The 14,490-nt window shown below is 73.1% G+C and carries 11 protein-coding genes; 3 read left to right on the forward strand and 8 right to left on the reverse strand.

The features are described 5' to 3' along the window. Positions 1–806: 806 nt before the first annotated feature. The 3 genes from ACSUPR_RS10800 to ACSUPR_RS10810 are packed head-to-tail and all read left to right on the forward strand — an operon-like array spanning position 807 to position 3,317. Positions 807–1,091: a hypothetical protein gene (locus ACSUPR_RS10800; RefSeq protein WP_436891012.1), complete on the forward strand. Its 285-nt coding sequence runs from the start codon at positions 807–809 to the stop codon at positions 1,089–1,091. Beyond that, a complete protein-coding gene (locus ACSUPR_RS10805) occupies positions 1,084–2,136 on the forward strand; it encodes a polyprenyl synthetase family protein (RefSeq protein WP_436891013.1) in 1,053 nt (350 codons plus the stop codon). The genes ACSUPR_RS10800 and ACSUPR_RS10805 overlap by 8 nt, the downstream gene beginning before the upstream one ends. Before the next feature lie 17 nt (positions 2,137–2,153). Next, positions 2,154–3,317 (forward strand): oxygenase MpaB family protein, encoded by a 1,164-nt coding sequence (locus ACSUPR_RS10810; RefSeq protein ID WP_436891014.1) that lies wholly within the window; start codon positions 2,154–2,156, stop codon positions 3,315–3,317. A 359-nt stretch (positions 3,318–3,676) separates the two neighbouring features. Here ACSUPR_RS10810 and ACSUPR_RS10815 read toward each other — a convergent pair whose 3' ends face one another. The 8 genes from ACSUPR_RS10815 to ACSUPR_RS10850 all read right to left on the reverse strand — a co-directional run bounded on the left by ACSUPR_RS10815 (position 3,677) and on the right by ACSUPR_RS10850 (position 14,432). Further along, complete coding sequence (locus ACSUPR_RS10815) at positions 3,677–5,413, reverse strand: RelA/SpoT family protein (protein WP_436891015.1); 1,737 nt, start codon at positions 5,411–5,413, stop codon at positions 3,677–3,679. Positions 5,414–5,640: 227 nt separating this feature from the next. Beyond that, on the reverse strand, positions 5,641–6,585 hold the full coding sequence (locus ACSUPR_RS10820; RefSeq protein WP_436891016.1) for an electron transfer flavoprotein subunit alpha/FixB family protein: 945 nt from the start codon (positions 6,583–6,585) through the stop codon (positions 5,641–5,643). A 33-nt stretch (positions 6,586–6,618) separates the two neighbouring features. Continuing rightward, positions 6,619–7,398 (reverse strand): electron transfer flavoprotein subunit beta/FixA family protein, encoded by a 780-nt coding sequence (locus ACSUPR_RS10825; RefSeq protein ID WP_436891017.1) that lies wholly within the window; start codon positions 7,396–7,398, stop codon positions 6,619–6,621. Positions 7,399–7,877: 479 nt separating this feature from the next. Further along, positions 7,878–10,265: a protein kinase domain-containing protein gene (locus ACSUPR_RS10830; RefSeq protein ID WP_436891018.1), complete on the reverse strand. Its 2,388-nt coding sequence runs from the start codon at positions 10,263–10,265 to the stop codon at positions 7,878–7,880. 386 nt (positions 10,266–10,651) lie between these two features. Beyond that, on the reverse strand, positions 10,652–11,440 hold the full coding sequence (locus ACSUPR_RS10835; RefSeq protein WP_436891959.1) for an enoyl-CoA hydratase/isomerase family protein: 789 nt from the start codon (positions 11,438–11,440) through the stop codon (positions 10,652–10,654). A 55-nt stretch (positions 11,441–11,495) separates the two neighbouring features. Continuing rightward, positions 11,496–12,281 carry an energy-coupling factor transporter transmembrane component T family protein gene (locus tag ACSUPR_RS10840; protein WP_436891019.1) on the reverse strand — a complete coding sequence of 262 codons (786 nt, stop codon included), beginning with the start codon at positions 12,279–12,281 and terminating at the stop codon, positions 11,496–11,498. Then, complete coding sequence (locus tag ACSUPR_RS10845; RefSeq protein WP_436891020.1) at positions 12,268–13,818, reverse strand: ABC transporter ATP-binding protein; 1,551 nt, start codon at positions 13,816–13,818, stop codon at positions 12,268–12,270. Before ACSUPR_RS10845 ends, ACSUPR_RS10840 begins: the two co-directional genes overlap by 14 nt. Positions 13,819–13,820: 2 nt before the next feature. Then, positions 13,821–14,432 carry an ECF transporter S component gene (locus ACSUPR_RS10850; protein WP_436891021.1) on the reverse strand — a complete coding sequence of 204 codons (612 nt, stop codon included), beginning with the start codon at positions 14,430–14,432 and terminating at the stop codon, positions 13,821–13,823. Between the last annotated feature and the right edge of the window lie 58 nt (positions 14,433–14,490).

Below are 14,490 nucleotides of genomic sequence, written 5' to 3' on the forward strand. Positions count from 1 at the left end.
GCCCGAGCCCCTCACCGGCGCCCTCTCCGTGCGCGAGCCCGTCCCCGCCGCACCGGCTGCGGCCCGCACGCCGCTCCCCGCGTGGACTCCCCCGGTTCCCGGAGGAACACGACCGCCCCCTCTCCTGCCGCCCCGGGCGGACGGGCGCCCCCGACGGGGCGACCGCACCCCGACGGGACCGTGTGGAGAATCCGCACCGGACCGGCACGGCGGGGCCTTCCCGGACGCCGCAGGCCTTCACGCCCCCTCCCGCCTCCGAGGCACGTGAAAAGGCGCACACGAACACGTTCTCCCACTCTCATCCGACAAAACAATAAAAGCACCCGAGTCGCCATGAAAACCTCCTTTCCCATGCCGAAGGCCGGAACACGGAGAACCCCGTCGGCGCAGGGAATCCCGCCCGACCGGCACCCGTGGAACCCTCCCGAGGCGAGGACCCGGCCGCCCGCCGGAGATCCGGGCGGCCGGGGTTGCGGATGTCCGCTCGCGACCATCCGACCTGGCACGAACTCCGATCGGAGGTGGTGGCCCGCCACGGTTCCGGGGTGGGGTTCTTCACACCGGACGGAATTCCACGGATTTTTTCTTCCTTCCTGTCTGATTATTATCCTTATTGTCCAATTCCCGCGAGAAAGCAGCATGTTCCACCCCCCAACAGAACGAACCGGACCGCACAAGCGCGTTGACAAATGAGTTCATGGCCGAAGATGATCCTCGAAAAAGGATCCACGGCACACCTCAGAAATCCCGGACCTTTCCACCGAGGCCGTGATCACTGTCGTGCCTGACGCGGACGGGAGAACACTGTGGCGCACACCGGTGGCGGCACCGACGGCGAAAGCCCGGGTGACCCGGTACTGATCGCGGCCGGAGCCGCGGACCTGGTCATCGAGAGCGTCGGGACGGCCCTGCGTCGGGCCGGGGCGCTGCTGGGCCGGTCGGACCTGACGGCACTGGCCCGGGACGGCCGGGAGGAGCTGAAACAGCGGGGGCTTCTGGCGCTGCGGCGGCACGCCCCCGCGGCCGACCCCCACATGGAGCTGCTCGCCCGTCGTGCCGCATCCCGGGAACCCGGCCGGGGCGATGCCTGAACCGCCGGAGCAGGGCCTGTTCCGGGCTCGGGTGGACGCGGAGCTGGAGGCCTTCGCGCGGCAGGAGACCGAGCACATCCTCGCCGTCGACGCCGACCTGCTGCCCGTCGCCGAACAGCTGACCGCGGCGGTGACCGGCGGCAAGCGCCTGCGCGCCGCGTTCTGCTACTGGGGGTGGCGCGCGGCCGGGCAACCGGACAGCGACGCCCTGGTCAGGGCCGCCGCGGCGATGGAGCTGGTGCACGCGGCGGCGGTCGTCCACGACGACCTCATCGACGAGAGCCCGACGCGCCATGGCGCTCCGAGCGCCCACGAGGCCCTGCGGGCGGCGCTCGCCGGCGGGGCCCGGCCCCGGGCGCGGAGCCGCGCCCTGGCCCTCCTCACCGGAGACCTGCTGATGGCGTGGGCCGGACAGATGTTCCTCTTCTCCGGCCTGCCCTCGGCCTACCTGGCCCGCGCCCGCGGACCGTGGACGGTCATGGCCCGCGAGCTGGTCGCCGGGGAGTGCCTGGAGGTCCTGCGCACCGGCTCCCGACCCGACACGGCCAGGTCGCTCCAGGTCATCCGGTACAAGACGGCCAAGTACACGGTCGAGCACCCCCTGCACATCGGCGGCGCGCTGGCCGGCGCTCCGGGGCCCCTGATGGAGGCCTTCACCGCCTACGGGATCCCCCTGGGCGAGGCCTTCCAGCTCCGGGACGACCTGCTGGGGCTCTTCGGCGACCCTGGGCGCACGGGCAAGTCGAACATGGACGACGTCCGGGGCGACCGGCCGACCGTCCTGTTCGCCGAGACCTGGTCGGCCGCCACCGCGGCCGAGCGGCGGGAGCTGCGCACCCTGCTCGGCCGGCGCGACCTGGACGAGGAGGGCCTGTCCAGGGTCCGGACGATCACACGGCGCACCGGGGCACCCGACCGCGTCGAGGAGATGATCACCCGGCGCACCCGGGCGGCGACCGCGGCCCTCGCCCGCGCGGGCCTGCCCGGTGAGGCCGCCACCGCCCTGACCCACATGGCGGCCCTGGCCGCGGACCGACAGTACTGAGCCTCCGAGAGGATGCCATGCACCACACACCGGAGTCCATGAGCGCGCTACGGCTCGTGGGGGACGAACTCGCCGACAGCACGGTGGCGACCCTGTTCGAGCGCGGGGAGGTCGGCAGGTTCAACACCCTCATGCGCTACTTCTCCACGGCCGGTCAGGAACTGCCCGAGGGGCTGCCGGACGTGGCCCACGAGTACCTGCGGGCGACCGCCGCCCCTCCCTCCTGGGTCGACTGGGACGAGATGGAGCGGGCCCGGCTGTTCTTCATCGACAACAACGTGCACGTCTCCACCGCCCTGGCCTTCTCCGCCATGCCCGCCTGCTATGTCATCCCGCACGTGGCCAGGCTGCTCAGCGCCACCCACGGCCTGGAGTACCCCTCGCGGCGCATGGCCGAGACCGGGCAGTTCACCGTCTACCTGATGCAGCCCGACGCCTTCGAGGCGGGGAGCCGTTTCGTCCCCGCGGTCCAGAAGGTGCGCCTGCTGCACGCCTCCATCCGCTACCACATGCGCCGCGAGGGGCTCTGGGACGAGGAGGCGCTCGGCACCCCGATCTGCCAGGAGGACATGATCGGCGGCCTGATGATCTTCTCGATCCAGGTCCTGGACGCCCTGCACCGCCTGGGCGTCCACATGTCCGCCGAGGGTGCGGCGGCCTACTTCTACGCCTGGCGCGTCGTCGGCGAGATGCTGGGGATCAGCCCCGGGCAGGCCCCGGCCGACCTGGAGGAGGCCCGCCTGTTCTCCGACCTGTACATGACCCGGTACATGGGGCCCTCCGAGGAGGGCGCGCGGCTGACCCGCCAGCTCATCGACCTCTACGAGGAGGTCGTTCCCGGAACCCTCCTGGACCCCGTGGTCGCCGCCCTCATCCGCTACCTCATCGGCGACACCTGCGCCGACTGGCTCCAGGTCCCGCGCAGCGGCTGGGACACGGCGGTCAAAGCCTCCCCCGCGCTTCTCGGCGTCCTGGAGACCATCGAGGACCGCTCCCCGCTGGGGGCCTGGGCACTGGACCGGCTGGGCCACCTCACCACCCACCTGGAGCTCAGCTCCCTCACGCGGGGCAGAGTCATGCAGTACGCCGTTCCCGAACAGCTCAGGAAGGACTACGGCCTCGCCTCCACCGCGTCCCGCACCGACCGGTGGGTCCCGCCTCCCCCGGCCTTCCCCTCCTGAGCCCGCCCCGGTGAGACCCGGAAGGCACCCGTATCCCCGGGGCGGTGGACGCGGCCCCGCCCGGGGGCTCCGCGCTCCGCTACCGGCGCTGGTTCCGCCACCGGGTGGCCGGGAGGTACGCGGGGACGGCCCGGCCCCGCGGCGCAGCGGGTCGCGGCCGGCTCCCCCCGGTCGTTCCACGGCGCGGGCCGACCGGGGACGCGGAACGGCCGACCGCCGCGCGCATCCGCGCCCGCGCCCGCGCCCGCCACATCGACCGAGGCCCGCACGGCCGTACCGGCCGCCGGTGGGACCAGGGCACGGAACGGCCGTCCGCCGCGCGCATCCGCACCCGCCGGGCGGACCGGGGCCCGGGGCCGTCAGACCCGCGGGGCGTCGCCCTCCCGCGGAGCCCCGGGCGCCGGGCGCCCCAGCGCCTCCGCGGGGTCGATCTGGCCGTACCCCATGGCCACGTAGAAGTCCTCCAGCGTCACGTACCCGGCCCGCCGGGCCACGCTGATCATGTCCCCCGAGGACTCCGCGTCGATCAGGCTCCGGTGCCCGCCCATGAACTCCGCCATCGCGTGCCGCCCGTCGACCTCCGCCTTCTCCCGGGCCCGGGTACGGTGCCAGGCCCCGATCGCCACCCGCGCCTTGCCGGTGCGGGCCGAGTCCAGCCACGCCCGGTCCGGTCCCGGCTCGGCCTTGGTGATGATCTGGACGGTGTCGCCCTCGCGCACCTTCGCACTGGGCAGGGCCAGCCGCCCGTTGACCGTGGCGGCAGAGAACCGGTCGCCGATCTCGTTGTCCAGGGCGTAGGCCACGTCCACCGGGGTCGAGCCCTCGGGGAGGGTGAGGATCTTGCCGTCCACGGTCAGCACCGTGATGCTGTCCGCCAGGTCGGTGCGCACGCCCTCCAGCAGCTCCTCCGCCGAGGCGCCCTCCTGCCAGCGCAGCAGCCGGGTGAGCCACTCCGGGTCGGTGGTGCGCTCGGAGTTCAGCCGCCCGTCGCGGCCGGTGCGCTCGTGGATCTCGGCGATGATCCCGTACTCCGACACCTGCTGGGCGCGGCCGTCGCAGATGATGATCTGCACCTTGTTCCCGCTTTCGGTGCGCACGGTCGTGTGCAGCGCCCGGTACAGGTTGTACTTGGGCGAGGCGATGAAGTCGCGGAACTTGGCGGGGATCGGCTGCCACCGCCCGTGGACCGCCCCGAGCGCCAGGTAGCCGTTGCGCTCCTCGCCGCGCACCACCACCACGTACCGGACCGTCGACTGCGGGTCCAGGTCGGACAGCGGCGCACCGGAGTGGAACACCGACGCCAGGTGGCGGGGGCGGACCTCCACGTCGGCCTTGACCCGGAAGGCCGCCAGGCTGTCGCGCAGCGCCGCCGTCAGCGCCTCGGTCTCCGGCTGCGCCCGCTCCCGGACCCGGGCGGCGCACTCGCGCGTGCGCTCGAACTCCTCGGTCTCCAGGTACTCGAAACACAGGTCCTCGAGTTCCCGTTTGAGCTTGTACACGCCCAGCCGCTCGGCGAGCGGGATGAGCAGCTCACGGGTGCCCCTGGCGATCTTCACGCGCTTGTGCGGCGGCTGGAACTGGAGTGTGCGCAGGTTGTGGACCCGGTCGGCGAGCTTGATCAGCAGCACCCGCAGATCGTCCCGGGCGGCCACGACCATCTTGCGGAAGGTCTCGCCGGCGGCGGCGCTGCCGTACATGGACCGGTCGACCTTGGTGACCCCGTCGACCATGACGCCCACCTCGGTGCCGAACTCCGCGGCGAGGTGGGCGAGGCTGAAGGGGGTGTCCTCCACGGTGTCGTGCAGGAGGGCGGCCACGAGGGTGGCGGTGTCCAGGCCGAGCTCGGCGAGGATGGTGGCGACGGCCAGGGGGTGGATGATGAACGGCTCGCCGCTCTTGCGCTTCTGCTCCCGGTGCAGGTGGTCGGCCACGGCGTAGGCGCGCGCCAGGAGCGCGGTGTCGGCCTTGGGGTACCAGCGCAGGTGCTCGGCGATCAGGGGCTCGGCCTCGCTCGCGGGGCGGGTGGTGGCCTTGGCCTGGTTGAGCCCGCGCCACCACTCGGTGGAGGACGTCACATCCACATCGGGAGCTCCCATATGGACCCCTTCCCATCGCACGGCGGACCGGGTATTCCGTCCAGCCTACTTATCCCGGGACACCGCCGACCCACGAACCCCGCAACCCGTTGCAGAACCGGCGCCGTGGATCCGCCTCCGCCGCCCGCGGGGAGAGGGAGATCACCGCCGGGACGCGCGAACGCCCGGCCGGGACGGGTCCCTGGCCGGGCGTTCGGGTCGCGGGCGCGGTGCCGTACCGCCTGCGGCTACTTGCGCTTCTTGATCTCCTCGGTCAGCTGCGGGGCGACGGTGTGCAGGTCGCCCACGACACCGAAGTCGGCCAGCTCGAAGATCGGAGCCTCGGGGTCCTTGTTGACCGCGACGATGTTCTTCGAGGTCTGCATGCCGGCCCGGTGCTGGATCGCGCCGGAGATGCCCAGGGCGATGTACAGGTTCGGGCTGACCGTCTTACCGGTCTGGCCGACCTGGAACTGGTTCGGGTACCAGCCGGAGTCGACGGCGGCGCGGGAGGCGCCGACGGCGGCACCCAGCGAGTCCGCCAGGCCCTCGACGACGGAGAAGTCGTCGGAGCCCACGCCGCGGCCGCCGGAGACCACGATGGCGGCCTCGCTGAGCTCGGGGCGCTCGCCCTGCTCCTGGACGACGCGCTCGACGACCTTGGCGGTCCTGGCGGCGTCCGACAGCTCGACGGAGACCGCCTCCTCGGCGGCGGCGCCGGCGGCGGCCTCGGCCGGGACGGAGTTCGGGCGGACCGCGATGACCGGGACACCGGTCCGGACGCGGGCGTGGGTGACGGTGGCACCGCCGAAGATACTGTGCTCGGCGACCAGGTCGGCGTTGACGTCGACCACGTCGGTGAGCACGCCGGAGCCCAGCTTGACGGCGGTGCGGCCGGCGATCTCCTTGTTCTCGGCGGTGGCCGAGACGAGGATGGCGGCGGCGCCCTTGTCCTGGGCGAGCTTGGCGAGCAGCTCGGCCTTGGGCGCGACGACGTAGTCGTTGAGCTCGGCCGGAGCGACGTAGACCTTCTCGGCGCCGAACTCGGCCAGCGCGGCCTTGCCCGACTCCACCCCCTCGCCGACCCAGACCGCGGCGGGCTCGCCGATGCGGCGCGCGGCGGTCAGCAGCTCGGTGGTGACCTTCTTGACCTGTCCGTCGACGTGGTCGACGAGGACGAGGACCTCAGCCATAATCCTTGAACCTTCCTGAGTCTCTCGCCTGGCCTACACGAACTTCTTCTCGGCGAGGAAGTCGGCGATCTTCGCGCCGCCGTCGCCCTCGTCCTTGACGATCGTGCCCGCGGCGCGCGGAGGCGCGGCGGCGAAGTCGACGGTCTCGGTGGTGGCGTTGGCCAGTCCGACCTTGGCGGTGTCGATGCCGGCGTCGGCCGCGGACTTCTTGTCCACCGGCTTCTTCTTCGCCTGCATGATCAGCTTGAAGGACGGGTAGCGCGGCTCGTTGATCTTCTCCACCACGGAGACGACGGCGGGCAGCCGGGCCTCGACGACGTCGTAGCCGTAGTCGGTCTGCCGCTGGATCTTGACGGCGCCGCCGTCGATGTCGACCTTGCCGGCCAGCGTGAGCTGGGGCAGGCCGAGGTACTCGGCGAGCGCGGCGCCGACGACGCCGGTACGGGCGTCGGTGGACTCCGAGCCCAGGACCACGAGGTCGAACTCCATGGTGCCCAGGGCCTGCGCGAGCGCGTAGGCGGTCTGGAGCGAGTCCGAGCCGTGGAGGGCGTCGTCGTTGACGAAGACGGCCTTGTCGGCGCCCATGGACAGGGCCTTGCGGATCGAGTCCGTGGCCTGGTCCGGCCCCATCGTCAGGATGGTGACCTCGCCGCCGTGCTTCTCCTTGAGGAGGAGCGCTTCCTCGATCGCGTACTCGTCGAGCTCGTTGACGACGCCGTCGGACGCTGCGCGGTCCAGCGTGTTGTCCGCGGGGTTGAGCTTCCGTTCGGTCGCCGTGTCCGGGACCTGCTTGACCAAAACGACAATATTCATGGCCGGTGGCCGACCTCCCTGCACTCCATGATCCGCCGTGCGGCGGCCGGACGCTGGCGCGCCCCGTACTGCCAACAATGCCGAATGCCGTTCGGTCATCCGACGGCGGGGCCGGTCTTTCCGGTCGATCGGTCCCGCGGTGTGCTCATAGTCCAGATGTTACTGGCTAGTAGCATGAAGGCCAACCCACAGCCCCCGTTTTTACTTAGGAAACCCTAACCCCTACTGATAGCGCGGGCCGGACCCGTGCCGCCATCAGGCGATCCACCGGTCGTCCGGGCCGTGCGCCCCCGGGGCCGGAGGCCCTTCTCACACCTTAGCCACCGTGCGGTCCGGACCTGCCGCCGCACCGTCCCTGTAACGGGGAACATTCCGCCGTTCATCCCGGAGGCGGACCGGCACCGCGGCCCGGGCCCCCGGAAACGCCGCGGGCGCCCCGCCCCCGAAGGGGCGCGGGCGCCCGGTGCGCGGCCCGCCGCCTACTCGCCGTTGAACCAGTCGGCCGGACCCTGGAGCGGGCCCAGCCGCCAGTCCGGCGCGGAGCCGAAGCCGAACGACAGGATGAGCATCGCCAGCAGCACCACGGCGACGATCACGCCGATGTACAGGTACAGGTTGCGGAACCGGACCCGCTCCACCAGCCACACGGCCTGGTGCCGGGCCTGGCGGCCGCTGGGCATCAGGTAGCTGAGCAGCATCGTCACGAAGACCGCGAACCCGCCGATGTAGTTGGGCCCCTCGTTCCCGGTGTCCACGAGCTGGGCGTAGACCAGGCCCACGAGGATGCCCGCCACCAGGTACACCAGGCCGAACCCGACGGTGCGCAGCAGCATCCGCCCGAACGCCCACGGGAAGCTGAGCGCCACCACCACGCTGTCGGAGTTGCGCGGCCCGCGCGTCTGGAGCCGCTTGGCGTGCTCGGCCTTGACCACGTCCAGCGCACTGAGCCCGGCGATCACCAGGATGCCCAGCAGGATGCCGATCCACGGGAAGACCATGCCCAGCCCGGCCAGCGCCAGCACCACCGGGATGAGCACCAGCGGGTGCATCCGGTAGACCCGCTCCTCGTACTCCTCGTCCTCGTAGAGGGAGTCGTACTCGTCGTACTCGCCGGTCTCGCTGTCGCCCCGGAAGTAGCCGCCCATCCGGTCGTTGCCGCCCCGCCGGAAGCGGTCCAGCCAGCCGCCCTGCTCCTCGTAGTCGTCCTCGTCGAACTGCTGTGTGTGGTTGCTCCGCCCGTCCCCGTCGACGGGGGTGAGGATGTCGGAGAAGTCGCCCTTGTGCAGCGGCGTGTTGAAGAACTGGGTCTGCGGCGCCCCGCGCTGCCCCTCCGGCTCCTCGTAGTCGAGGGGGGAGCGCTCGCCGCCCCGGGCCACGTCGCGCGGGTCGAGCATCATCGTGCCCTGCGGGTCGCCGCCGCCGGAGTCGACGGGGTCGATCCGCATGGTCCCCTGCGGGTCGACGGGGTCGATGCGCCTGGTGCCCTGGTCGTCGTCCGCCGGCACGGGGGTGAAGCGCTGCGTGCCCGCGTCGTCGTCGAGGGGGTTGATCCGCATGGTGCCCTGGGGGTCGTCCAGGTCGTCCGCCCCGCCGGGGGCGATCCGCTCGGTGCCCCGGTCGGCGTGGTCGTCGAAGCGGCCGGGCGCGATCCGCTCGGTGCCGATCCCGCCCAGGTCGTCGGTGGCCTCGTCCTCCCAGCCGCCGGAGCGGCCGCCCGAGAGGTCGTCGGTGGCGTCGTCGCCGTTCCAGCCGACCGACTCCGAACGCGACTCCCGGCGCTGGTCGCCCGGGGCGGACCAGGCGCTCGCCGTGGGGTCGGGGGCGCCGCCCCCGCCGTGCGTCATCCGGCTGGCCAGGTACCCGGCCGCACCGCCCAGTGCGGCTCCGCCCAGGGCCGCGCCCGCGCCGGATCCGCCGGAGCCGCCCGCCGCACCCGCGCCGCCGCCCAGGTCGGCCGCGGGGCGGCCGCCCGAACCGGAGTCGGCGCCGGGCACCTGCGCGTGGTAGACGGTGTGGCTGCCGGTCAGCCCGGTGGACTTGGAACCGGGGTCCTCGGTCCAGGGCAGGTCGAGGTTGAGCCGCCCGGCCTCCTCCACCAGTTCGGCGGCGGTGGGACGGCGGCGCATGTCGCGGGAGACGGCGCGGGAGACCAGGGGCCGCAGCGCCTCGTGCATCCCGTCCATGTCGATCTCGCCGTTGAGGATGCGGAAGAAGATCACCTCGAAGGCGCCCGCGCCGTAGGGCGGGCGGCCGGTGGAGGCGAAGGCGACGGTGCCGCCCCAGGCGTGGATGTCGGTGGCCGGACCCAGCGCGGTGCCCTCGATGACCTCCGGGGAGAGGTAGCTGGGCGTGCCGACGAAGGTACCGGTCTGGGTGAGCTTGGCGCCGTCGACGGCGTGTGCGATGCCGAAGTCGATGACGATGGGCTCGCCGTTGGAGATGATGACGTTGCCCGGCTTGAGGTCGCGGTGGATGACGTCGACCTCGTGGATGTCCTTGATCGCCCGCGCCAGGCCGGTGATGAACCGGGTGAGCGCGCGGCCGCGCAGCGGCCCGTGGTCGGTGACGGTGGCGTCCAGGGTGGGGCCGGGGATGTACTCGGTGACCACCCAGGGGAGCTCGGCGTCGGTGTTGGCGTCGATGACCTCGGCGACGTTGGGGCTCTGCACCCGGCGCATCGTCTCGACCTCGCGGGCGAGCCGGGCGCGGGCGATGCGGTCGCCGGCGACCTCGGGCTTGAGGACCTTCACCGCGACGAACTGCTGGGTCCGGGGATCTTCGGCCTGGTACACCACGCCCATGCCGCCCGATCCGATGCGGCGGCGGATCACGTAGTGGCCGATGCGCTCCGGCAGCTCCTCACCCATGGGGAAACCTGCCGACATTGCCATCGAGTACTCATCCCCTCAAAAGACCGCATACCGCCACGTCCAGCTTATCGGCCGGGGGGATGGGTCACCATTGGCTTGTACTGGCCCCGACGGGGCCTTGTGGTCTGTTCGGCGCCACCGGGAGATCTGGGGGCTCCGGCGATCGGTCCCTCATCGAACGACCACCTCCGAGTATGACGGAAAATCCGGGCGGGCGGTTCCCACCGGCCTGCCCGAACTGGCCGGTTTCGGTCTTCGGGATGGGTGTTTCGGTCCCGGCGTACCCGTCCCACCCATCCCGTCCCGCGCACCGCTCCCACGGCCACCGCGACCCGGGCCGCGGGGCACCCCGTACCCGGGCGCCGGGGCGTCCGACCGGGGTGTCAGCGGCCGTGGAAGGTCGCCTTGCCGGGGCCGTGCTCGATGAAGCTCCGCATGCCGGCCTTCTGGTCCTCGGTGGCGAACAGCCCGGCGAAGTGCAGGCGCTCGATCTCCAGCCCGGTCTCCAGGTCGGTCTCCATGCCGCGGTCCACGGCCTCCTTGGCGGCGGCCAGCGCCACCGCGGGGCCGTCGGCGAAGCGGGCCACGAAGGCCACCGCCTCGGCGTAGACGTCCTCGTCGGCGACGACGGCGTCCGCCAGGCCGATCTCCTTCGCCTCGGCGGCGTCCACGTGGCGGCCGCTGAAGATCATCTCCTTGGCGCGGGCCGGGCCGACGAGCCGGGGCAGCCGCTGGGTGCCGCCGGCGCCGGGGATCACGCCGAGCTGGATCTCGGGGACGCCCAGCTTGGCCCTGCTCCCCACCACCCGGAAGTCGGCGGCCAGCGCCAGCTCCAGGCCGCCGCCCAGGGCGTAGCCGGTGACGGCCGCGACCACCGGCTTGGGGATGCGGGCCACGGCGGTCAGCGCGCGCTGGAGGTCGCGGGCGTACTCCAGCATCTCCGCGTGGGTGCGCTCGGCCATCTCCTTGATGTCGGCCCCCGCCACGAAGAACCGCTCGCCGCCGTAGACCACGACGGCGCGGGCCGCCGGGTCGGCGGCGACCTGCGCGGCGGCCTCGGCGATCTCGGCGGTGAGCACCGCGTTGAGCGCGTTCACCTTGGGCCGGTCCAGCCGGATCACGGCGACCGCGGGGTGCTCGGGATCGGTCTCCACGCGCACGAACTCGGCCACGTGCCCCACCTCTTCCTTCGTCGACGTCACTGTCCCCGGATTCTTATCACCCGGGTCAGGAGAAGAGCAGGACCAGGGTGCCCAGCCGCGCGGACAGCGTGTAGGCCGCCGCCAGCAGCACGAGCGCGCCGACCGGCAGCAGCGTGTCGGCGGTGCGCCAGCGGCTGCGCCGGGCGTGGCTGCGCGGCCCGGTGCCGAACGCGCGGGCGTCCATGGCGGTGGCCATGAGCGTCCCCGTGCGGATGGCCCGCACCAGCAGGGCGAACATCCTCCCGAAGAACAGCGACACCATCCGCACCGGGTTGCGCCCCGCCTCCAGCCCGCGGGCCCGCCGGGCCAGGGTGACGGTGCGCCACTGGTCGGCGAGCAGCGGGACCAGCCGCAGTGCGGCCAGCACGCCCATGGCGGGGCGCTCGGGCACCCTCAGCCGCTGGACCAGGCCGTCGGCCATGTCGGTGGGGTCGCTCCCGGCGGCGGCGAGCAGGCCGGGCAGGGCGATCGCCAGCAGGCGCACCGCCGCGCCCACGGCGCCCTCCAGCCCCTCCTCGCCGTAGAGGTAGTTGACGATCCCCGTGGACAGGCCCATGAGGAGGAACGGCCCGCCCAGGACCAGCAGGGTGCGCCGGTCCAGGCCGCTGAACGGCACCAGGGCCAGCACGCCCAGCAGCACCACGCCGCCCGTCACGGCGTCCACCGCCGGGACCAGCCCCAGGCCCAGGGCGAGGGCGGCCAGGAGTTTGGCGGCGGGGTTGAAGCGGGTCAGCCAGTACCGGGCGCCGCCGTCGTCCGGCAGGTCCAGGGTGAGGGCGTCCGCGACGGGCGCCCGGTCATGCCCGGCCACGGGCACCTCCTTCCGCCGCGGTGCGGCCCGTCTCCTCGGCCCGCCCGTCGGCGACCCGGATCCGCACGTCGGCCAGGTGGCGCAGCAGGGGCTCGTCGTGGGTGGCCATGACGACGGCGCGCCCCTCCGCCCTCAGCTCGCCGAGCAGCTCCACCAGCTCGGTCCAGGTGCGGGTGTCCTGTCCGAAGGTCGGCTCGTCCAGGACCAGCACGTCAGGGGCGTGCGAGGGCCCGGAACTCAGGGCGGTGGCGACCGAAAGCCGCCGTTTCTCCCCGCCGGAGAGCGTGTACGGGTGCACGTCCGCCAGCGCCGTCAACCGCAGGCGCTCCAGCAGCTCCTCCACCCACGCCTCCGTGTCGGCCTCGCCCAGGCCGGCGCGCAGCGGGGCGAAGCGCAGTTCGTCGCGGACGGAACCGGTGACGAACTGGTCCTCGGCGTGCTGGAACACGGTGCCCACGTGCCGGGCCAGCCTGCGGGCGGGCCAGCGCGCCAGCGGCCGCCGGTCGGCCCCGGCCAGCGGGCCGTGCGGCAGCACCGCGCCCCGGTGCGGTCCGGCCAGCCCGGCCAGCAGGGTGAGCAGGGTGGACTTCCCGGCGCCGTTGGGCCCGGTCAGCGCGGTGGCGGTCCCGGCCCGCACCGCCACGTCCACGTCCTCCAGCACGGTCCTCCGGGGCGCGGCGCGCACGCCCAGCCCGGGCGGGGTTCGGGCGGCCAGTCCGCGCGCCTCCAGCAGGACCGGTCCGCCGGGGGCGGAGCCCGGGCGGGGCGCGGGCTCGTGCCCGGGCACCCACACGCCGCGGGCGGCCAGGGCGGCGCCGTGCGCGGCGAACACGGCCTCCGGTGCCCCGTCGGCGATCACCCCGCCCCCGGCCTCCAGCACGACGACCCGGTCCACGAGGTCCACGACCTCGGCGACCCGGTGCTCGACCAGCACCATCGTGGCGCTTCCGCGCTCCAGAAGGCGGTCGAGCACGCCGCGCACCAGAGCGGCCCCGGCCGGGTCGAGGTTGGCGGTGGGCTCGTCGAGCAGCAGCAGGCGCGGGCGCATGGCCAGCGCCCCCGCGATGACGAGGCGCTGCTTCTCCCCGCCCGACAGCGCGCCGGTGGGGTGGCGCGGGCCGTAGGGGAACCCGACGGCCTCCAGCGCCTCGTGCACCCGTTCGCGGATCTCCTGGGGCGGCACGCCCAGGTTCTCCGGGCCGAAGGCGACGTCGTCCCCGGCCCGGGCCATGACGATCTGCGACTCGGGGTCCTGGGCGACCAGGGCGGCTCCGGCCCGGCCCCGGCGGGCCTGCTCCCCGTCCACCAGGAGCAGGCCCTCCTCGTCGCCGCCGATCGCACCGTCGTCGCCGGTCAGGCCGGCCAGGGCGTGCAGCAGCGTCGACTTGCCGGTGCCGGAGGCGCCCAGCAGCAGCACCCGTTCGCCGGGGTCGATCGTCAGGTCGACCCCGCGCAGGGTGTGCGTGTCCCGCCCCGCGTGCCGCCATCCCCAGCCGGAGAGTTCGACGCGCGCGCCGGGACGTCCTCGGTCGGCCACGGTCAGCCCTTGGCCGAGGCGAAGGGGGCCAGGGCGCCGGCGCGGGCCAGGGCGGTGGTGAGCAGGCGCGCCCCGACCCCGGCGATGAGCGCTGCGCTGATGACGACGATGACCCCGTAGATCACCTGGTAGTGCAGCGGCCAGGTGACGTTGTAGGCGATGTTGTCGCGGATGGCCGGGGAGATCCCGGCGACGGCGGCGGCCAGGACCGCGACGCCCATGCCCCAGCGGCGGTAGCCGAAGGCCAGGAAGACCAGCTCGGGCAGGATGCCCTGGAGGGTGCCGTCGAGGATGACCATGATCCCCCACTGGGTGCCCAGGACCGCCGACACCGAGGCGGCGGCGACGGAGGTCAGCAGGGCGGCGCCCGGCCTGCGGATGATGAGGCCGCCCAGCACGCCGGAGATCAGCCACATGCCGTAGACGGCGGCCTGCGCGGGCGGGAAACCGGCGAACAGCGGTGTGGTGACCGACCAGACGATGTTCCAGAGCCAGAAGACGACGCCGACGGCGACGCCCAGCACGGCGGCGACGACGATGTCGACGGTGCGCCAGCCGCGTGCCCGCGACTTGATGTCGGCCCAGGTACCACCGGAGGTGGTGTCGGTGCCCATGTCTTGTGTCCCTTCGTCGGTGTGACGAGGGGCGGATACGGCCAAGAGCGGCACCGGG

This window comes from Nocardiopsis dassonvillei (genome assembly GCF_964273065.1).
GTDB classification, from domain to species: domain Bacteria; phylum Actinomycetota; class Actinomycetes; order Streptosporangiales; family Streptosporangiaceae; genus Nocardiopsis; species Nocardiopsis dassonvillei_B.